We start from the raw sequence: 19,124 nt of genomic DNA on the forward strand, positions 1-19,124 counted from the left end.
GCCAGCATTTGGAATAGTCGTCTCTGACCGCCCCTAAGCCGCCACGCCCAGCCCCAGCTTCTCGATCGCCAGCTTCCGCGTCGAGACATAATCCGTCTTGCCCGAGCCCAGCACCGGGATTTCCTCGACCTTGACGATGTCGTTGGGCACCATCAGTTCGGCCGCGCCCGCTTTCTTGCCGAAGGCGCGCAGTTCTTCCGGATCGGCGTCGTCAGCGGTGGTGACCAGCACGATGCGCTCACCGCGCCTTTTGTCCGGCACCGCCACCGCGGCGTGACGCTCTTCCGGCCATAGCGATTGCACCAGCATTTCGACCGCACCCAGCGACACCATCTCGCCGGCGATCTTGGCGAAGCGCTTGGCCCGGCCGCGAATGGTGATGAAGCCTTCGCGGTCGACCGAGACGATGTCGCCCGTGTCATGCCAGCCGTCCAGCGGCTGCAATTCGCCGGGGCGGTCCGCCGTCATGTAGCCCATCATCAGATTCGGCCCGTCGAGCCATAGTCTTCCAGCGTCTTCAATGCCCTCGACCGGTTCAAGCTTCATTCGCATCGCCGGCAAGGGCCGTCCGACCGTGCCGTCGCGGCCATGGATGGCGGTGTTGACGGCAACCACCGGCGCTGCCTCCGTCAGCCCGAACCCCTCGATGATCGAGGCATCGAAGCGCTCGCGGTAGACGCGGCGCGTCTCCGGCTTCACCGCTTCGGCGCCGGCGACGACGAAACGCAGGCTGGAGAAATCGCCATCCTTGGCGGTGCGGGCATAATTGGCGAGGAAGGTGTCGGTGCCGAACATGATGGTCGGCTTCACCTTGCGGGCGATCTCCGGGATGATCTTGTAGTGCAGCGGCGAGGGGTAAAGGAACAGCTTTACCCCGGTCACCAAAGGCAGGATGGTGCCGCCGGTCAGCCCAAAAGAGTGAAAAACCGGCAGCACGTTAAGCAGGATGTCGGACGGCGAAATGGTGATGCGCGCCTCAGCCTGCATGGCGTTGGCGTGAAGATTGCGATGCGACAGCACCACGGCCTTGGGCGTACCTTCCGAGCCCGAAGTGAACAGGATCACCGCGGGCTTCGCCGCATCCTGCCGCTGCAGCGGCAGGCGCCACAGCACAGCCGCGGTGAGCTTTTCCAGGGCGGTGACGCTTGCGCGCACATCCTCCAGCCACAGCATTTTGGCGCCACCGGCCTCGACGGCGGCGATGATGTCGGCAAGCGCGGCCTTCTCGACGAACGCCCGGGAGGAGACAACAGTGCGGATGACCGCCGTGCGAACCGCCGCGGTGACGCTCGCCGGCCCGGCGGTGTAGTTGATCATCGCCGCGACACGGCCCGCCGATAGCAGGCCAACGAAGGACAGCACCACGCCATTGGCGTTGGGCAAGAGCACCCCGACGGCTTCGCCGGGTGCCGTCACTGCCTCGAAACGGCGGCCGAGCACGCGCGCGCCGATGAACATCTTTCGATAGCTGAGCGAGCCGCTGATCACGTCCTCGATGATCGGATGCGAGGCGCCGGTGCGATCGGCTGCATCGCGCATGGCCAGGAACAGGCCGCGATCGAGGTTGCTGCCGAAAAGCCTGGCCTCGGCGATGCGGTCGAACAGCGCATTGGTGTTGGAAGCCTGGTCGGGATTGCGCGCCACCAGTTCGGCAATCGTCATCGGCTCCAGCACGCTGATCGACAGTTTTGGGAACCAGTGGCGGGGCGCCCGGTCTTTTGGTGTCAAGGACACCGGCAGGTCGCGCGCGCCGGCGACGAAGATCGGCACGATGCGGGCGTCGGCCTGCATGGCGATGCGGGTGACGGCGCGGAAGAGGCGGAACGCCTTCACGTCGGGTTCGACGTCATCGGGCAGGTAGACGGCAAGCCGGCCCTTGCCCTTCAGCACCCTGACCAGCCGCCGGCTGACGAAAAGATGCTCGGCGTTGAAGGCGATGGTGCGACCAAGCTCGCGCCATGGTTCCAGCCAGGGCGAACGCGCCGAGGCCTCGTCGAGAATGTGCAGCGTGTCGTCGGGCAGCAGCGACAGCATCAGCGCCGGCTCGAAGCGCGACTGGTGCGAGACGACGTAGATCACCGGCGTCGGCGCGTTGCGGGCAATGCGGATGCGACTATCCTCGATCCGGTAGGCAAGCTTGAACGGCACATAGAGCGGCGCCTGGGTGAAGCGCAGGTCGAGGCGAAAGGTCTCGATCGCGGCAATCAGCAGCCAGGCCAGCACAAGGCCTGCAAGCAGCGCCAGTGTCAGGATCATGCCGCGTCTCTCCCAACGTTCCAGTATTGCAGCTCTTCGTCCGCTTTGCAGCAGAGGGTAGCGCAATGGGGGGTAAGGTCAATGCGCGGGCGCGATGGAGCGGTGTTCCAATCTGCCGTCGCCAAGGGATGAGCCAAACGTAGGTCTTGAAATGTTGTGACACGTGTCGTAAATAAAGCGACACGTGACGGAGAAGAACATGGCCAGTTCCCCGATGGGTTTTGCCGAAGCACCGTATATGGAGCCGGAATTCGAACGAATGGTCGACCTGTTTGGCGGACCGAAGGTTCTTGGATTCTTGGTAGCCAGTCCGCTCGAAGCTCATGAAATGATCATGCATGGAATTCCGGGCCAGGCACTCGAGAGCCTCGTCAGGCGCCTGACCGTCATTGATCCCGCTGATGCGTTTGAAACTGCATTCGGCATGAGCGAGCGGACATTTCAGCGGCACAAATCGGATCACTCCAAGACCCTCAGTCGGGAGCAAGGTTCCAGAACGTGGAATTTCGCCAAGGTCCTGACGAAAGCCACATCCGTGCTCGGAACTCAGGAAGACGCGGAAAAATGGATGATTGAGCCGGCCATGGGGTTGGACAACCACCGGCCGATCGATCTGCTGGCCACCGCGGCGGGGACCGCGCTTGTGCAGGAGTTTCTTGAACGGCTCGACTACGGTGTCTACGCGTGACGCCTTTGCCGGGTTCTCTCGGAACAGGGCATGTGTTGGGCTGGAGGCTTGATCACAGACGCTTCAAGGCAACATGGGACAGTGGCGAAGGAGCCTTCAAGCTTGGCGGAAGGTGGAACAGCAAAGGGGTCAGAGCGGTCTATGCGTCCATCGACCCGTCGACCGCCATTCTTGAGGTGGCAGTCCACAAGGGGTTCCGCACATTGGATAGTGTTCCTCACGTGCTGACGGCATTCGACATCGTCGATCCATCACAGATTTATGTGGTGCAAACCGACGATGTCCCGAACGCGAACTGGCTGCGTCCCGGCATTCCCGGCGCGGGACAGCAGCAGTTCGGCGACAGTCTGCTGGCAAAGCATCCCATCTTTCTAATCCCCAGCGCGGTATCCCAGCACAGCTGGAACCTAGTGTTCGACCCCGGCCGGGCGGCAGGCCTTTACAGGTTGCATCTCCAGGAGGATTTCGCGCTTGATACAAGGCTTCATCCTCCTGCTGGGTAAGCAATCAAGCCGCGTTCAGCCGCCCGCTGATGAACCGGAACTCCTGGCTCTTGCCGCCATAGCCATAGGCAGCGGCTGGCACTTCGTGCACGAAGGCATAGCTCTCCTCGTGCACACCACCCAGCAGTCTACCAAAGGCGTCAAAGATCGCCTTCAGATACGCCTCCAGCTCCAGCTTGGTGTTGGTGCCGTCGACCACCTTGATGTCGAGCCAGAAGGTGTTGGCGCCATGCTCGGCCAGCGACTTGCCGCCGGCGAACCAGTGCTGCGGGTCGACATAGTTGACGGCGACGGCGGTGATCGTCGGGTCCTTGCGCAGATGGGTCGCCGTCAGCTCGGTGATTTCCTTGGCAATTGTCGCGGACAGCCCGGCGTCGGGCTTGCCGGTGACGCTGATGTTGATGATGGGCATTTTTCTCTCCTTGGTTTGAGCGGCGTCTGTTTGCCGTTGGAGAGACCATGCCACTACAGTATGATCAAAAAAATCGAATTGTTTCGAATAAAAGGTTCTGTATTATCGAAGTATGCAAGCGCTCGATCCCGATCTGCTGAAAACCTTCCTCGCCTTTGTCGATGGCGGTTCACTGGCCCAGGCTGCGTCTGTTGTCGGCCGCTCGCCCTCGGCGGTGACGGCCCAGATGCAGCGGCTGGAGGAGATCGTCGGCGAACCGCTGCTGGTGGCGCAGGGGCGCGGGCGAGGCCTGACGCCGGCCGGCGAGGATCTGGTCGGGCATGCCCGGCGTATCCTTGCGGTGCACAGCGAGGCCTGGCTGGCGCTGAAAGGCGCGCGCGCCGCCGGCCGCGTCGCCATCGGCACCACGCAGGATTTCGCTGACAGCGGCCTGCCGGAACTGCTGCGCGCCTTTGCGACCAGCCATCCGCGCGTCAGGATCGAACTGCGCGTCGGCCGCTCGGCCGAACTTGGCGACGCGCTCCAGGCCGGTCAGCTCGATCTGGCCATCATCATGCGCAAAACCCCGGCCAATGACGAAGTCGGGCTGTTCAGCGAGCCGATGCTGTGGCTGTGCTCGCAAAGGGGCCTTGCCGTGCGGGAAGAGGAGTTGCCGCTGGCGCTGCTCGACCCGTATTGCGGCTTTCGCGAAGCGGCACTCGCAGCCCTCGATGCCGCCGGCCGCCGCTATCGCATCGCCGCCGGCAGCGCCAGCCTTGCCGGCCTGCGCACCGCGGTCAACGCCGGCATAGCGCTGACCTTGCGCACCGCCCGCTTTGCCCATTCCGGCATCGTTGAAGCACCGCGCGAACTCGGCCTGCCGCCGGTGCCGATCGCACAATTCGCCATCCGGCTCGGCCAGGGCGCCGAACGGCCGGCACGCGACCTTGCCGCCTTGCTCAGCGACAATCTCGCGTTGCCCGGCCTTACCGGCTGATTTCCCCTTACCTGCTGATATCCAAAGAAAAAGCCGACCTTTACGGTCGGCTTTGAGGAAGACGGGTCGAGGGGTTTGGGGGGACTTGGGGGGTGACCCGTCGCACCAATAATGCCTGAGTCGAATGATGGTTCCATGACTCCGAAAATAATTATGGGGCTGCCGCACTTTTTCTCGCCACCAGCCAATCACGCCCGGCATGGGTAAAAACCGCGCACAGCACGATGGCGCCGCCGATCAGGCTGGCGGCCGGTGCGATCTCGCCCAGGAACAGGAAGGCAAACAGGATCGCGAACGGCACTTCGGCGGCGCCGAGCAGGCCGGATTCGGGCGCCGGGATCAGCCGCGAGCCTTCCGTCCACAGGATCGACGCCATTGCAAACGATCCTCCGAAGGCAACGAGCAGCACGGCGTCGCGGCTCGAAACCGCCAGCGGGTCGGTAACGAACCAGCCGAACACGAACAAAAGGAACGCCGACACCGCACCCGCCCACACCACGGGCATGTCGCGGAAGGCGCGCACCATGATCATGTAGAGCGCGCTGCCGGTGGTCATCAGCAGTGCGAGCCCGTCGCCGAACAAATGGCCGCTGCCGAAGCCGGAGCCAACCATGATCGCAACGCCGCACAGCGAGACGGCAGCGGCAACAAGCGTCTGCGCCCGGAACGGCTCGCGCACCAGCACGAAGGCGAGCAGCGCGGTGATGAAGGGCGCGGTGGCATAGATGACCGCGACATTGGCGACATAAGTGAATTTGAACGCCGAGATGAAGGCGATGCTGGCCGCCGCGCCCTCGATCGCCAGCAGCCAGCCACGCCAGCCAAGCCGCAGGCTCTCGCGCCCGCCGGAGCGGCGCCGCCGCCACAGCACATAGAAGGTGATCAGGATCGAGCCGACGAAACCGCGCCAGCAGGTGATGGTCAGCGGGTCGGCATGGATCGATTTGGTCAGCACGCCGGTGAGGGCGAAGAAAGCCGCCGACGCCGACACCAGCGTGATGCCGAGCGTACGCTCGGCGGCGATGCTGGCCGCGCTGTTCATGAGCGTGTCGGGCTTGTCGAGGGAATCCGCCATGTCACCAGACTACGCTTGCTGTCCTGGCACCTTGCTGTCAGCAGGGGGCATCATCCCATGGCACAGCCGGCGCGCCTCTGCGCCAGCTTCGGGCTTACGTTGGGGCAGGGGCCGGCGGCATTCGCTGATGCATACAAAGGGCTTTTACGCGGACAAAAGCCACTTAACAGTGGTCGCTGACGCCATTGCGCGCGGCGGCGGACGTGCATGTTCGGGGTCTTGCAATGCTGGACGGCCCCAGCCCAATCAGGTAATTTTGAGGGCTCGCGGATTGATCGGCGCGGCTCAACCCGGCAGCGGACTACGGAGAGGGCGCGCCAATGCGTGCGCTGCATAAGCCCGGGAGTTTCGATGACCGAAGTAATCGATCGACTGGTGACGGCGATGAACGCGCATCATCTCGACGCTGTCACCGCTCTCATCCACGAGAACTATCGGAGCGTACAGCCGGCGCACCCGGGCAGAGCCTTCGTTGGGCGTGAGCAGATGCGCGCCAACTGGGAGGCCATGTTCACGGGAATACCTGACTTCCACGCGGCGATCACGCGCTCGGTCCAAGACGGTGACACGACCTGGATCGAATGGCATTGGTCAGGGACTCGCAGCGACGGGCAACCCTTCGAGGTGCGCGGGGTCACGCTGTTCGAGATCATCGACGGTCAGATTGTGGCCGGGCGATTGTATCTGGAGGACGTCGAGCGCCAGGTTGTCGGCATCGAAGACGCGGTTGAAGCCCTCTCCGGGCGCCGTCCGCCAACGACCAGCAGTGGAACCGGTTCGTGACCTCGCCACCTCACTGCGTCGCCTGGTAAAGCTCCGAAGCGGCCTCCTTCAGCGCGCGCCGGCCGTCGGGCCTGAAATACATCATGTGGCCGCCCTCGATGACGTCGAGACGGATGGGCTTGGCGTTGGCGAGCGTCGGGAGCTGGTTCACCAGATAGCGTGAGGCGAGATAGGGCGTCACCAGATCGGTGTCGCCATTGACGATCACCACGCCGAGCGCCGGGTTCAGCGAGCGCGCGCGTTGCAGATCGTCCATCACCCCGGCATAACCTTGCCGCGAGCCGCCGTAGTCCCAATTGTGGGTCACGTCGCCATTGAGCAACCGGTAGCTGACGTCGGTACGAAAATTCAGCTCGTCGCGCGCATAGGCGACTAAGGCCGAGGTCAGTGCCGGCACGCTGCGGTCGAGCACTGGATCAGGGCCGGCGCTGGGGGCGCTTTCCGGCGCGATGTCGGCAGTGGCGATCATGCCGTCATAAGGGCTGAGCACCTTGCCGCCGGTGCGCTGAAATTCACGCGCGAACAGGCCGGTCGGAATGCGGGCGAAATTGCGTTGCACGAGCTCGAGCGGCAGGCCCGTGATCTCGGCCACGCGCTGGCTGGCCAGCCGCCCGCCTTGTTCCAGCCCGCTGGTCAGAGCCGTGAGGTAGTCACCCAGAGCGTACTGTTCGACCACGGCGAGTTTTTCACGCAATGCCTCGCCGCTGATGCCTTCGCTGCGCAGCCGCACCGCCGCCAGCGAGGGCAGTTCGAGCGCCCAATGCAGCGGCTGGAATTCGTCTGGCAGCACCAGCGTGAATTCCAGCGCCGGCGAGATCAGCACGATGCCGTTCGGGCTCAGGCCAACATCCTCCTGCAGGGTCCTGGCGAGAAGCGCCGCCCGAAACCCGCCATAGCTTTCACCGGCAAGGAAGAGCGGCGATCCGGTGCGGCCGTTCTGGGCGAGATAGAGCCGGATGAAAGCGCCGATCGAACTGGCGTCCTGGCTGACGCCCCAAAAATCTTTCGTGTCCTGGCCGGGCGCCTCGCGGCTGTAGCCGGTGCCGACCGGATCGACGAAAACGAGATCGGTCATGTCGAGCCAGCTGTCGGGATTGTCGATCAGCTTTTGCGGCGGCGGCAGGAATTGCCCATCCGCGCCGGTCGCGATGACGCGCGGCCCTAGCGCGCCGAGATGCAGATAGGCCGACGCGGCGCCCGGACCGCCATTGAAGACGAAGGTGATGGGACGAGCCTTCTCTGCGCCCGCCGGTGGCAGCGTGTAGGCGACATAGAAGATCTCAGCCGTGACATCGGCCTTGCCGGAAAGCAGCGACAGCGTGCCGGCCTTGGCCTGGTAGTCCAGCGTGCGCCCGGCAATGGTGATCGAATGACTGGTGATCTGCGGCGCCGGCAGCAGCGACAGCACACCGCCGGCAGGGGCGGGGCGCTCGGGCGTTTCGGCTAGGCCTGGCGCTATCAGTGTGCCAAGCATCAGGAGAATTGCGGGAATGAGCTTCAGCTTGGCACGCATGACACCTCCGGGAATGGCTCCCGCATAGGTATGGTCTAGGCGGTCGAAGTCAAAGTAACTATTCGCGACGTCGTGGCCCCTCTGTCCCGCCGGCATATCAGTGCTATCAAAGCGTGAAGGACTCGAAAGGGACAGGCCATGGACGCCACCGCACTCAAAGCCATGCAGGCGCCGCTGAAGGAGGCTTATCGCGGCGATGCCGCGCAGGCGCTGATCACGCTTCGCGCCAGGGGCTCGATCGACGACCAGTCGATTGCCTGCAAGGTCGAGACGGGCAGGGCGCTGGCCGTGGCCGGGCTGCATCCTGCAACCGGTGGCTCAGGGCTCGAACTGTGTTCGGGCGACATGCTCCTCGAGGCGCTGGTCGCTTGCGCCGGCGTGACGCTGAAGGCGGTGGCGACGGCGCTGGAGTTCAGGCTTGGTGCTGCCACCGTCGAGGCCGAAGGCGATCTCGACTTTCGCGGCACGCTTGGCGTGGCCAAAGATGCCCCAGTCGGCTTCCGCGCCATCCGGCTGAATTTCAACCTCGACACGGACGAGCCGCAGGAGCGCATCGATTCACTCATCAAGCTGACCGAACGCTATTGCGTGGTGTTCCAGACCATAAACAGCAAGCCGGAGTTGACGGTGAGCGCGTGGCGCTAATCTCCCCCCTTGAGGGGGAGATGTCGCCGAAGGCGACAGAGGGGGTCGGGCCGACCGGGCGCGACCTCATATGGCAGAAGGAGGTTGGCGCTCTACGCGCGGCGACCCCCTTTGGCCTGCCGGCCATCTCCCCCTCAAGGGGGGAGATTACGCTACTGCGCCGCCGGCTCTTCCGCGTCCCCCTCATCCGTAAACGGCGAGGCGCTTGGCACGCAGTTCACTGCCCAGCCGGCCGGGGTCGGCTGCTTCTGGTATTCGGTGATGGCGTTGGTGCACTGTTCGCGGGTGTCGAAGGTGCTGGGCAGCACCACCATGCCGCCTTGCGGGCCGGCGATCACCAGGTACCAGACCAATGCTACGCTGGGAGCAGCCATGGGAATTCCTCGCTTTGATGGATGTCGGATTCGGATCGACCCTAGCAACTCCCGGCTGATGGCGAAAGCAGGGCGACGGGGGAGGGCCCTGCCAGATCATCACAGACCCGTGAACAGAACCGCTCCCCCACACGTCTCTCAGTTCACCGCAAAGCAGTAGAACAGGCCGTCGCCGCCGGTGCCTTTCAGCGCGTCCTGGCTGCAGCCGCCCCGCGAGGCATGCGAGGAGTTCCAGGATTTCGCCGCCGCCGACTCGTCCAACCCGGTGCGGTCGTGATGGCCCATCATCGCCGCGCCCTCCGCGCCACTTAGCGTCCAGTCGCCGCAGGTCTGGTCGGCGATCTTGGTGCCGTCGGGCTTCGAGCCGGTCAAAATGTCGTGCCGGTTCGGCTTGTCGCCGCGACCGTTGACCACTTCGCCCTTTTCGGTGAGCGCCGTTTGCTTGCTGATGGCGTTGGCATCGCTGTGCAGCGAGGCGACGTCGTCTGCGATCTTTTCGCCCTTGGCGTTGACCCACGGGCCCTTGCCGATGCGGTCGCGCGCATCGATATCGGCGGTCGAGAGATAGGCGTGCCATTCCTTGCCGGTCACCCCAGCAGCCTCTGCCAGCGAGGCGCAATGCGCATCGGCGCCCTTGAGCCCGCCGAGATCGGCGCCCTTGCCGGAACCGACACTCGTCACGAAGAAGCTCATCTTGGCGTCTTGGGCGAAGGCTGCGCCAGCCGTGGCGGCAATCGCAGCGGTGGCAACGAGAAGAAGTCTACGCATGTCGGTCCTCCGGTTTCGAATGTCCTACATTCGAAGAAACGTAACTGGAGGCCTGTTTAATCCCGATTCAGCCCAGCTTTTATTCCGGCTGCTGATAGGCGACGAAGCGCTGGTGCCTGGCCTGGAAGATCAGCCCCGTCTCCTTCAACTCGGGGCTGGCCAAGGGCACGATGCGCTTTGCAATCTCTGATGGGTGCGGCAGCGTCTCCGGATCTTCGCCGGGCGCGGCCTGAGCACGCATCGCGGTGCGGGTGGCGCCGGGATCGACAGCATTGATGCGCAGCGCCATGCTTTGTGTCTCATGCGCCCAGGAGCGCGCCATGGCTTCCACCGCCGCCTTCGACGCCGCATAAGGCGCCCAGAAGGCGCGCGCCGAATGCGCGGCCCCGGATGACATGAGAATGGCGCGGCCGGCGTCGGAGAGCCTGAGCAGCGGGTCGACCGAGCGGATCAGCCGCCAAGTCGAGATGACATTGATGGTCATCACCTTCTCGAAGGTTTTCGCCTCGACATGGCCGATCGGCGAGATGACCCCGAGCACGCCGGCATTGGCCACGAGGATGTCGAGCTTGCCCCAGCGCTCATGAATGGCACCGCCCAGCCGGTCGATGCCGGGCATGTCGGTGAGGTCGAGCGGCACCAGCGTCGCTTCGCCCTTGCCGGTTTTTGCGCGTTCGGCCTTGATCTGGTCATCGAGCTCTTCCAGGCCGCCGACGGTGCGGGCAACCGCAATCACATGCGCGCCGGCGGCGGCAAGTTCCTTGGCAATGAAATAGCCGATGCCGCGCGAAGCGCCGGTGACGACCGCGATGCGGCCGGAGAGGTCGAGGGTCATGCGAGCGCTTTCAAGGATGGCAGTTGGGCTTTAGGCCCCGTTGTTCGCCAGCAGCGACAGCGTGCGCACATTGTCGTGGCCTTCGAAGTCGAGCAGGCGGGTCGGGTACTGGCCGGTGAAGCAGGCGTCGCAGAATTGGGGCTGCTCATTGTCGCGGCCGGCCTCGCCGACGGCGCGATAGAGCCCGTCGATGGTGAGGAAGCCGAGCGAATCCACACGGATGAATTCGGCCATCTCCTCGATCGACATGCGCGACGCCAGAAGCTTCGACTTCTCCGGCGTGTCGACGCCGTAGAAGCACGACGCGCTCGTCGGCGGCGAGGCGATGCGCATATGCACTTCCCGGGCGCCGGCATCGCGCACCATCTGCACGATCTTCTGGCTGGTGGTGCCGCGCACGATGGAATCGTCGACCAGCACCACGCGCTTGCCCTCGATCATGCGGCGGTTGGCGTTGTGCTTGAGCTTTACGCCCATATGGCGGATGGAATCGCCGGGCTGGATGAAGGTGCGGCCGACATAGTGGTTGCGGATAATGCCGAGTTCGAAGGGGATGCCCGCGGCCTGGGAAAAGCCGATCGCCGCCGGCGTGCCGGAATCCGGCACCGGCACGACGATATCGGCCTCGACCGGGCTTTCCTGCGCCAGTTCGGCGCCGATGCGTTTGCGCACCTCGTAGACATTGCGGCCTTCGACCGAGGAGTCCGGACGGGCGAAATAAACATATTCGAAGATGCAGAAGCGGGTCTTCTGCGGCTCGAACGGGAACAGGCTCTCAATGCCCTTCGAGGTCACGACGACCATTTCGCCGGGCTTCAGGTCGCGAACGAAGCGGGCACCGATAATGTCAAGCGCGCAGGTTTCGGAGGCGAGGATCCAGGCGCCGTCGAGGTCGCCGAGCACCAGCGGGCGGATGCCGAGCGGGTCGCGGCAGCCGATCATCTTCTTGGAGGTCATCGCCACCAGCGAGAAGGCGCCTTCGACCTGGCGCACGGCGTCGATGAAGCGAGAGTTGAGGTCGCGCTCCTTGCTGGTCGCAACCAGGTGCAGCAGTGTCTCGGTGTCGGAGGTCGACGAGAAGATCGCGCCCTGCTTCTGCAGCGCGCGCTGCACGGTCATGGCGTTGGTGAGGTTGCCGTTGTGGGCGACGGCGAAGCCGCCATCGGCGAGTTCGGCGAAGAAGGGCTGGATGTTGCGCATGCCGGCGCCGCCGGTGGTGGCGTAGCGCGTGTGGCCGATGGCGCGGTTGCCTTGCAGGCTGTCGATGACATGCTGCTTGGTGAAGGTGTCGCCGATCAGGCCGACATGGCGTTCGACATGGAACTGCGTGCCGTCATAGGAGACGATACCGGCCGCTTCCTGGCCGCGATGCTGCAGCGCATGCAGGCCCAGCGTGACGATGGCCGCGGCGTCCTGCCGGCCGAAAATGCCGAACACACCGCATTCGTCGTGGAAATGATCGTCTGCTTCGGCGGAAAGCACGTCGTCTGCGTCTGCCTTCGAAACTGCCATGGGGCTCAAGCTCCGCTAAAATGGCCATATAAGGCGACAGCGCCGCGAAAGCAACGCACGCCGTGCGCCGTTTACATCATAGTCAGCTCATAAATGGCGCCCGCCCGGTGGGCGCCATACCGTTTCAGGTCAGTTTGCCGGTGCGGCCGGGGCCGGAGCGGCGGGCTGTGCCGGCGCATTGTCGGCCGGAGCGTCGGTCTCGTCGTCGGGCGCTGGCGCATCCTCGCCTGTTGCCGGAGCATCCGCCGCCGGCGCATCGGCTGCCGGAGGTGTCTCGGGTGCTGCCGGCTGATTCGGATTGAGCTTCTTCAGGATGGCGTTTTCCGGATCCTCGGGCAGCAGGCTTTCCAGCTTTGCGCCGATGGTCTCGAGCAGCGGCTTCGACTTGGCGTTGGCGATCCAGGCCGGAGCCTTGGCGCCGGCCAGCCAGTTGAAGAACAGAAGCGCCACCGCAACGACGAGGATGCCGCGCGCCGCGCCGTAGAGGAAGCCGAGCGTACGGTCGAGCGCGCCGATCCTGGAATCGATGATCCAGTCGGCAAGCTTCATGGTGATGACGGAAACGACGATCAGCGCGATGAGGAAAACGATGCCGGCGGACGCCGCCATGGCGATCTTGTCGCTTTCGACATAGGGCTGAACGTAAGGCAGCACCGGCTTGTAGAAGAAGAATGCCGCCGCGGCGGCAGCCGCCCAGGAGACGACGGACAGGATTTCACGGGACAGGCCGCGAACCATGGCAAGCATCGCCGAGACCAGGGTGAAGCCGACGAGAATTCCGTCAAGCAGCGTAATCGGCATGTTGTTCGCCCCACTCCGATTCTCTTTTCACGGCTCGGGCGAGCCGCGTTAGTCTTCCTCGTCGACACGGCTGCGCCTTGAGCCGGCTATGCGTGCCACGAGATCGGCAAGTTCGGTTGGCTGGAAAGCGCCGGCTCCGATCCCCCCGACAACCTCCTCGCTGCCCAAGGGCAGAACCGCACTTCCAAAACCCAGCTTTTCGGCCTCTTTAAGGCGTTGCTGCGCATGCGCAACCGGCCTCACCGCGCCCGACAAGCTGATTTCGCCGAAATAGACGCAATCGGCGGGAAGGGCAAGACCGGTGAGCGACGAAACCAGTGCAGCAGCGACCGCCAAATCGGCAGCCGGCTCGGAAATCCGGTAGCCGCCGGCGACGTTGAGATAGACATCGTGGGTGCCGAAGCGCACGCCGCAATGGGCCTCGAGCACGGCCAAAATCATCGACAGCCGCGCGCCGTCCCAGCCGACGACGGCGCGGCGCGGCGTGCCGAGCGAAGACGGCGCCACCAGCGCCTGGATCTCGACCAGCACCGGCCGCGTGCCCTCCATCCCGGCGAAAACCGCCGCGCCCGGCGACTTTGCATGGCGTTCGCCAAGGAACAGCTCCGACGGGTTGGCGACTTCGCGCAGGCCCTTGTCGGACATTTCGAAGACGCCGATCTCGTCGGTCGGGCCAAAGCGGTTCTTGACCGTGCGCAGGATGCGGTAGTGGTGGCCGCCTTCGCCTTCGAAATAGAGCACCGCGTCGACCATGTGCTCGACGACGCGCGGGCCGGCGATCTGGCCTTCCTTGGTGACATGGCCGACCAGCACGATGGCAGCACCCGTGGATTTGGCATAGCGGATCATCGCCTGGGCAGCGGCGCGTACCTGGGTGACGGTGCCGGGTGCCGAATCGGCCATGTCGGTCCACAGCGTCTGGATCGAATCGAGGATGACGAGATCCGGCCGCCTGCCATCGGCGATGGTGGCCAGGATGTCCTCGACATTGGTTTCGGCCGCGAGTTCGACCGGTGTGTCGGCGACGCCAAGCCGCTGTGCCCGCAGCCTGATCTGCGCGACGGCTTCTTCGCCCGAGACATAGACGATGCGGTGACCTTTTGACGCCAGTGCGGCAGCCGCTTGGGTGAGCAGCGTCGACTTGCCGATGCCGGGATCGCCGCCGACCAGCAGCGCCGAGCCGCGCACGAAACCGCCGCCGGTGGCGCGGTCGAGTTCGCCAATGCCCGAGATGATGCGCGGCGCATCCTCGATGTCGCCGGACAGGCTGGTCAGCACCACGGCGCGGCCCTTGCGGGCATTGCGCGTGTTGGCCGGTCCGGAGCCAATGCCGCCCGACGTGCCTTCCTCGACCAGCGTGTTCCACTCACCGCACGCATCGCATTTGCCGGCCCAGCGCTGATGCACTGATCCGCAATTCTGGCAGATGAACTGGACGCGGGATTTAGCCATGGGGCGGGGCGGCCTGCAGATAGCCAGAGGTCGGCGATCCTGCGCACCCCCCTCTGTCCTGCCGGACATCTCCCCCGCAAGGGGGGAGATTGGCTGCCATCGATGCTTTCGCCAATCGCCGACGTCGCAAGATGAGTGCCACCCGCAAAGGCGCTGATCTCCCCCCTTGCGGGGGAGATGGCCGGCAGGCCAGAGGGGGGTGTGACGGAGTGTGACGGTAGGCCAAAAAGCTACTCAAACCTCTCCGCAATATGATGCTCTTCAGCAAGGTCGGAAAACCGCGTGAATTCGCCATGGAAGGCAAGGCTGACCGAGCCCGTCGGGCCGTGGCGCTGCTTGGCGACGATGACTTCTGCCTTGCCGCGCATCTCGTTCATCTCGTGTTCCCACTTGATGTACTCGTCGGTGCCGGGCTTAGGCTCGCGGTTCTTCAGATAATATTCCTCGCGATAGACGAAGATCACCACGTCGGCGTCCTGCTCGATCGAGCCGGATTCGCGAAGGTCGGAGAGCTGCGGGCGCTTGTCTTCACGGCTTTCGACCTGACGCGACAGCTGCGACAGCGCGATGATCGGCACGGAGAGTTCCTTGGCCAGCGCCTTGAGGCCGGTGGTGATCTCGGTGATTTCCTGCACGCGGTTCTGCGAGGCCTTGGCGGATGAACCCTGCATCAGCTGGATATAGTCGATGACGATGAGGTCGAGGCCGCGCTGGCGTTTTAGACGGCGCGCGCGAGCGGACAGCTGAGCAATGGAAATACCGCCGGTCTGGTCGATGAACAGCGGGATTTTCTGCATGGTCTGCGAGCAGGCGACCAGTTTCTCGAAATCCATCTCCGAAATCTCGCCGCGGCGGATTTTTGACGACGAAATTTCCGTCTGTTCGGAAATGATACGGGTAGCCAGCTGTTCAGACGACATTTCCAGGGAGAAGAAGCCGACGACGCCGCCATTGGCTGCCTTGAACGAGCCGTCGGCCTGCTGCGCCGGCACATACATCTCGGCAATGTTGAAAGCGATGTTGGTGGCGAGCGATGTCTTGCCCATGCCCGGACGGCCGGCAATGATGATCAGATCCGACGCCTGCAGGCCACCCATGCGGCGGTCGAGATCGCGCATGCCCGTGGCGAGGCCTGACAGGTGGCCGTCGCGCATATAGGCGGCGTTGGCCATGTCGACGGCGGTCTTAACGGCGTCGGTGAAGCTCTCGAAGCCGCCATCGTAGCGGCCGGTCTCGGCCAGCTCGAACAGCCGCCGCTCGGCATCCTCGATCTGCTCGGACGGCGCCATGTCGACCGGCGCGTCATAGGCGATGTTGACCATGTCCTCGCCGACCGTGATCAGCGCGCGGCGCGTGGCCAGATCATAGATGGCGCGGCCATAGTCGGTGGCGTTGACGACGGTGACGGCTTCGACGGCGAGGCGCACGACATATTGCGCCACCGTCATGTCGCCGACCTTCTCGTCGGCCGGCAGGAAGGTTTTCAGCGTGATCGGCGTCGCCACCTTGCCCATGCGGATGAGCTCGGCTGCGACCTCGAAGATTTTGCGGTGCAGCGGCTCATAGAAATGGCCGGCCTTGAGGAAGTCGGAGACCCGGTAGAAGGCATCGTTGTTGACGAGGATGGCGCCGAGCAGCGCCTGCTCGGCCTCGATGTTGTTCGGCGCCTCACGATAAAGCGGTTGCTCCGCCACGCCGAATTTTCGTGCTGCCTCTGCCATGATGTCCCCGATTTCGATCCCGGCTTCTCGATACCAGAACGCGAAAGATCCGGTGCTGACTTATATGCATCAGTTGCGCCCAATCGGCGTTGATGCCCGCTGTCCACAGGGACGGCAAACCGTCCACAGGACAGAATTCCCGTGCTCTGATTCCGATTGACTCGCCAAATGCTGATTGTATTGGCTCGACAGGAACGAAGCAAGAACAATCTCGGTGGCTATCCGCTTCGTCCGTCCAATCTATCGCCCCAGTCCAGCCGCCGCGCTGCCCTGAACAGCTCACCGTCGCGCTTGGTGAAAAGCGTCTCGTCTGCGCTGCCGTCCGGCAGGCACAGTTTGAGCAGCACCTTGCCGGAGCCCGATTTCGGCGGCGCAATGACGCGCGGCTGATGTGCGGGCGCCGGCTGCCGCGACGCCGCGACGTAGATGAACTTCTCGTCCTCCCAAGGCACATCCGCATCCTTGGCCAGCCGGTGCAGGCGCGAGCGTGCGACGCGGCGCGAAAAATGGCACCAGTCGGGCGGCTCGAGCGGGCAGGGCGCCTCGTGCGGACACGGTGCCAGCACATGCGCGCCGGCCTCCAGCAATTGCTGCCGGACTGCCAGAATGCGCTGCCAGCCGGCCGGCGTGCCCGGCTCGACGATCAGCAGCGTATCGGCCGTCAATTGCCAGAGCCGGCCGACAAGTTTCGGCAGCGATGCCGGCGCGATCTCGTCCAGCACATAGGCGCAGGTCACCAGATCGGCAGGCTTGAGATCGGCAAGGTCGATGGTGACGTCGCCGGCGCGCCAGTCGGTGCTGGCGGCGATGGTTTCAAGAGCGAGCGACTGGCCGACCTTGCGCACGGCCGCACTGGCTTCAACCAGCACGGCCTGCTGGAGGTCAGGCCACTGGTGCGTGGTGGCCCAAAGCACCGTACCAGGACCGGCGCCGACATCGAGCAGGCTCTTTGGCTGGAAATCGGGCCGTGCATCGGCGAGCGCATCCAGGCTGGCGCGCACCGCGGCATAGGTCGCCGGCAGCCGCGTCGTCAGATAGGCTTTGACCGCCATCTCCTCGGCCATGTGCAGGCGGCCATCGCGCAGTTCGGCGCGGTAGCGGTCGGACAGCGTCTTGGCCGCCTGGCGCAGCGCCGGCAGCGGTATTGTTTCGAGCAGGCGTTCGATGCCTTGTCGGAGCGGTGCGGGCAGTTCCACGCTCAGGCTGCCCGTGGCGCGAGCAGGATGACGGAGGCGCCGGCAATCCCGGCAGGGACGGCTGCGATGAAGAGGAGGGTGGTCATCAAAAAAGGCCTCGCGAAAACGAGACCTTTTTCAGTGTCATAGCCGGCAATGGCAAGCGGCAATCCGCAATCGAGGCGTTATTCCCGATCCGACACCTTGCGGCGGCGTGCCGGCTTGGCGGCAGCGGACCTGGCAGCAACCGATCGCGCAGCGACGGACCTGGCAACAGCAGGCTCGGCGGCTGCCGTTTCCTGTCGATGCCCCATCTCGCGCATTTCCAGCGCCTTTTCACATTTGGCCATATAGTCGCGCGTCATCGGCAGCGTGTCGTTCTTCTTGGCGATCTGGATCTGGAAGATCACCAGATCCTGCCAGCGGAAGGCGGCTTCCGAGGCGGCGAGATAGAACTCCCACATCCTGCAGAAGCGCTCGTCATAGATGGCCTTGGCCTTGTCGCGGTTGGCGGCAAAGCGCTGGCCCCAGTGCTTCAGCGTATCGGCATAGTGCAGCCGCAGCATCTCGATGTCGGTAACCACCAGCCCCGACTTCTCGATCGCCGGCATCACCTCCGACAGCGACGGGATGTAGCCGCCGGGGAAGATGTATTTGCGGACGAAGGCGCTGGTCGCCCACGGCACGCCGGAGCGGCCGATCGTGTGCAGCAGCATGACGCCGTCCGGCTTCAACAGCGTCGCCGACTTTTCGAAGAAGGTGCGGAAATGGTTGACGCCGACATGCTCGAACATGCCGACCGAGACGATGCGGTCGAAGCGCTCGTTGAGTTCGCGGTAGTCCTTCAGCTCGAAATGCACGCGGTCCTGCAGGCCTTGCGCATGCGCCCGGTCGGTGGCGACGCCGTGCTGTTCGGTGGACAGCGTCACGCCTTGCACGTCGACGTCGAAAGCCTTGGCGAGGTAGAGGCCAAGCCCACCCCAGCCGGAGCCGATGTCGAGCACGGTCTGGCCGGCCTTCAGCCTGAGCTTGGCGGCGATGTGGCGCTTCTTGGCGACCTGCGCCTCGTCGAGCGTCATGTCCGGCTGTTCGAAATAGGCGCAGGAATACTGCATGTCCTCGTCGAGGAAGAGCCGGTAGAGGTCGCCCGACAGATCGTAGTGGCGCTGCACGTTGCGGCGCGAGCGCGAGGCGGTGTTGATCTGCTGCAGACGGCGGAAAGCGTGGCGCAGGCCCTCGATCGCCTTCGACCAGGTGGCGTCGATGCCGCCGCTGCCCATGTTCTGGAAGGCGATGCGCATCAGGCCGAGAACGCCGCCCTCAAGGATGTCGAGTTCGCCGTCCATGTAGGATTCCGGCACCGCCAGCATCGGATCGAAGGTGATGGCGCGTTCGGCGTGCCTGGTCTTGATGTGCATGTGCACCGGCTCGCCGCTGCCGTCGCCGAAAACCACGGTCAAACCCTTCGGCCCTGTCACCTTGAGATTGCCTGTGCGCACCAGGCGGTCGAGAACGCGCTTCAACAGAATATTCATCACCAAATGTCCCCTCACGGTCAGACTGGCTGTCTAATTCTGCCTTAATATATAGGGGCTCGAAAAGTTCCATTTGGCATAAAAATGCCCGGGCGAGACG

At 64.3% G+C, this 19,124-nt stretch carries 18 protein-coding genes; 5 read left to right on the forward strand and 13 right to left on the reverse strand.

Translation table 11 applies throughout. The features are described from left to right. Positions 1-33: 33 nt before the first annotated feature. Complete coding sequence (locus AC1DYC_RS00005) at positions 34-2,256, reverse strand: AMP-binding protein (RefSeq protein ID WP_477402891.1); 2,223 nt, start codon at positions 2,254-2,256, stop codon at positions 34-36. A gap of 199 nt (positions 2,257-2,455) precedes the next feature. On the opposite strand from AC1DYC_RS00005, the gene parS reads away from it, so the two are divergent. After that, positions 2,456-2,944 (forward strand): type II RES/Xre toxin-antitoxin system antitoxin, encoded by a 489-nt coding sequence (gene parS, locus AC1DYC_RS00010; protein ID WP_477402893.1) that lies wholly within the window; start codon positions 2,456-2,458, stop codon positions 2,942-2,944. Then, complete coding sequence (locus tag AC1DYC_RS00015) at positions 2,941-3,447, forward strand: RES family NAD+ phosphorylase (protein ID WP_477402895.1); 507 nt, start codon at positions 2,941-2,943, stop codon at positions 3,445-3,447. The genes parS and AC1DYC_RS00015 overlap by 4 nt, the downstream gene beginning before the upstream one ends. Before the next feature lie 4 nt (positions 3,448-3,451). Here AC1DYC_RS00015 and AC1DYC_RS00020 read toward each other — a convergent pair whose 3' ends face one another. Continuing rightward, positions 3,452-3,859 (reverse strand): tautomerase family protein, encoded by a 408-nt coding sequence (locus AC1DYC_RS00020; protein ID WP_477402897.1) that lies wholly within the window; start codon positions 3,857-3,859, stop codon positions 3,452-3,454. Between the two features lie 112 nt (positions 3,860-3,971). Here AC1DYC_RS00020 and AC1DYC_RS00025 point away from each other — a divergent pair, with 112 nt between their 5' ends. Continuing rightward, positions 3,972-4,835, forward strand: coding sequence for a LysR substrate-binding domain-containing protein (locus AC1DYC_RS00025; protein WP_477402899.1), 864 nt, complete (start codon positions 3,972-3,974; stop codon positions 4,833-4,835). Between the two features lie 151 nt (positions 4,836-4,986). On the opposite strand, the gene AC1DYC_RS00030 is transcribed toward AC1DYC_RS00025, so the two are convergent. After that, positions 4,987-5,910 carry a DMT family transporter gene (locus AC1DYC_RS00030; protein WP_477402901.1) on the reverse strand — a complete coding sequence of 308 codons (924 nt, stop codon included), beginning with the start codon at positions 5,908-5,910 and terminating at the stop codon, positions 4,987-4,989. A gap of 351 nt (positions 5,911-6,261) precedes the next feature. Here AC1DYC_RS00030 and AC1DYC_RS00035 point away from each other — a divergent pair, with 351 nt between their 5' ends. Next, positions 6,262-6,693 (forward strand): nuclear transport factor 2 family protein, encoded by a 432-nt coding sequence (locus tag AC1DYC_RS00035; protein WP_477402903.1) that lies wholly within the window; start codon positions 6,262-6,264, stop codon positions 6,691-6,693. 10 nt (positions 6,694-6,703) lie between these two features. Here AC1DYC_RS00035 and AC1DYC_RS00040 read toward each other — a convergent pair whose 3' ends face one another. After that, positions 6,704-8,206, reverse strand: coding sequence for a S10 family peptidase (locus AC1DYC_RS00040; protein WP_477402905.1), 1,503 nt, complete (start codon positions 8,204-8,206; stop codon positions 6,704-6,706). A gap of 138 nt (positions 8,207-8,344) precedes the next feature. Here AC1DYC_RS00040 and AC1DYC_RS00045 point away from each other — a divergent pair, with 138 nt between their 5' ends. Beyond that, positions 8,345-8,851, forward strand: coding sequence for an OsmC family protein (locus AC1DYC_RS00045; RefSeq protein WP_477402907.1), 507 nt, complete (start codon positions 8,345-8,347; stop codon positions 8,849-8,851). A 152-nt stretch (positions 8,852-9,003) separates the two neighbouring features. Here the strand turns inward: AC1DYC_RS00045 and AC1DYC_RS00050 are convergent, their stop codons facing one another. From AC1DYC_RS00050 to AC1DYC_RS00090, 9 genes are all read right to left on the reverse strand, one after another. Next, positions 9,004-9,225, reverse strand: coding sequence for a hypothetical protein (locus AC1DYC_RS00050; RefSeq protein ID WP_023689120.1), 222 nt, complete (start codon positions 9,223-9,225; stop codon positions 9,004-9,006). 138 nt (positions 9,226-9,363) lie between these two features. Beyond that, the gene (locus tag AC1DYC_RS00055) at positions 9,364-9,993 is read right to left on the reverse strand and encodes a hypothetical protein (RefSeq protein WP_477402909.1); all 630 of its coding nucleotides are present in this window, start codon (positions 9,991-9,993) and stop codon (positions 9,364-9,366) included. A 79-nt stretch (positions 9,994-10,072) separates the two neighbouring features. After that, the gene (locus tag AC1DYC_RS00060) at positions 10,073-10,828 is read right to left on the reverse strand and encodes an SDR family NAD(P)-dependent oxidoreductase (RefSeq protein ID WP_477402911.1); all 756 of its coding nucleotides are present in this window, start codon (positions 10,826-10,828) and stop codon (positions 10,073-10,075) included. Between the two features lie 30 nt (positions 10,829-10,858). Then, a complete protein-coding gene (gene purF, locus AC1DYC_RS00065) occupies positions 10,859-12,340 on the reverse strand; it encodes an amidophosphoribosyltransferase (RefSeq protein WP_112397309.1) in 1,482 nt (493 codons plus the stop codon). A 129-nt stretch (positions 12,341-12,469) separates the two neighbouring features. Continuing rightward, the gene (locus AC1DYC_RS00070) at positions 12,470-13,141 is read right to left on the reverse strand and encodes a CvpA family protein (protein ID WP_477301946.1); all 672 of its coding nucleotides are present in this window, start codon (positions 13,139-13,141) and stop codon (positions 12,470-12,472) included. 48 nt (positions 13,142-13,189) lie between these two features. Then, on the reverse strand, positions 13,190-14,593 hold the full coding sequence (radA, locus tag AC1DYC_RS00075; protein WP_477288147.1) for a DNA repair protein RadA: 1,404 nt from the start codon (positions 14,591-14,593) through the stop codon (positions 13,190-13,192). A gap of 230 nt (positions 14,594-14,823) precedes the next feature. Further along, positions 14,824-16,314 carry a replicative DNA helicase gene (locus AC1DYC_RS00080; RefSeq protein WP_477288145.1) on the reverse strand — a complete coding sequence of 497 codons (1,491 nt, stop codon included), beginning with the start codon at positions 16,312-16,314 and terminating at the stop codon, positions 14,824-14,826. Positions 16,315-16,532: 218 nt separating this feature from the next. Beyond that, positions 16,533-17,510, reverse strand: a complete 978-nt coding sequence (locus tag AC1DYC_RS00085; RefSeq protein WP_477402913.1) for a small ribosomal subunit Rsm22 family protein — start codon at positions 17,508-17,510, stop codon at positions 16,533-16,535. Between the two features lie 164 nt (positions 17,511-17,674). Further along, positions 17,675-19,024, reverse strand: coding sequence for a class I SAM-dependent methyltransferase (locus AC1DYC_RS00090; RefSeq protein WP_477402915.1), 1,350 nt, complete (start codon positions 19,022-19,024; stop codon positions 17,675-17,677). Positions 19,025-19,124: the final 100 nt, after the last annotated feature.

Source organism: Mesorhizobium sp. P2_E7 (assembly GCF_056403855.1).

Excerpts from the sequence above, each read along its gene's own strand:
- AC1DYC_RS00030 (WP_477402901.1), bottom strand. The coding sequence starts at position 5,910 with ATGGCGGATTCCCTCGACAAGCCCGACACGCTCATGAACAGCGCGGCC.
- AC1DYC_RS00050 (WP_023689120.1), bottom strand. The coding sequence starts at position 9,225 with ATGGCTGCTCCCAGCGTAGCATTGGTCTGGTACCTGGTGATCGCCGGC.
- radA (WP_477288147.1), bottom strand. The coding sequence starts at position 14,593 with ATGGCTAAATCCCGCGTCCAGTTCATCTGCCAGAATTGCGGATCAGTG.
- purF (WP_112397309.1), bottom strand. The coding sequence starts at position 12,340 with ATGGCAGTTTCGAAGGCAGACGCAGACGACGTGCTTTCCGCCGAAGCA.
- AC1DYC_RS00005 (WP_477402891.1), bottom strand. The coding sequence starts at position 2,256 with ATGATCCTGACACTGGCGCTGCTTGCAGGCCTTGTGCTGGCCTGGCTG.
- AC1DYC_RS00045 (WP_477402907.1), top strand. The coding sequence starts at position 8,345 with ATGGACGCCACCGCACTCAAAGCCATGCAGGCGCCGCTGAAGGAGGCT.
- AC1DYC_RS00070 (WP_477301946.1), bottom strand. The coding sequence starts at position 13,141 with ATGCCGATTACGCTGCTTGACGGAATTCTCGTCGGCTTCACCCTGGTC.
- AC1DYC_RS00090 (WP_477402915.1), bottom strand. The coding sequence starts at position 19,024 with ATGAATATTCTGTTGAAGCGCGTTCTCGACCGCCTGGTGCGCACAGGC.
- AC1DYC_RS00080 (WP_477288145.1), bottom strand. The coding sequence starts at position 16,314 with ATGGCAGAGGCAGCACGAAAATTCGGCGTGGCGGAGCAACCGCTTTAT.
- AC1DYC_RS00025 (WP_477402899.1), top strand. The coding sequence starts at position 3,972 with ATGCAAGCGCTCGATCCCGATCTGCTGAAAACCTTCCTCGCCTTTGTC.
- parS (WP_477402893.1), top strand. The coding sequence starts at position 2,456 with ATGGCCAGTTCCCCGATGGGTTTTGCCGAAGCACCGTATATGGAGCCG.
- AC1DYC_RS00040 (WP_477402905.1), bottom strand. The coding sequence starts at position 8,206 with ATGCGTGCCAAGCTGAAGCTCATTCCCGCAATTCTCCTGATGCTTGGC.
- AC1DYC_RS00035 (WP_477402903.1), top strand. The coding sequence starts at position 6,262 with ATGACCGAAGTAATCGATCGACTGGTGACGGCGATGAACGCGCATCAT.
- AC1DYC_RS00055 (WP_477402909.1), bottom strand. The coding sequence starts at position 9,993 with ATGCGTAGACTTCTTCTCGTTGCCACCGCTGCGATTGCCGCCACGGCT.
- AC1DYC_RS00060 (WP_477402911.1), bottom strand. The coding sequence starts at position 10,828 with ATGACCCTCGACCTCTCCGGCCGCATCGCGGTCGTCACCGGCGCTTCG.
- AC1DYC_RS00020 (WP_477402897.1), bottom strand. The coding sequence starts at position 3,859 with ATGCCCATCATCAACATCAGCGTCACCGGCAAGCCCGACGCCGGGCTG.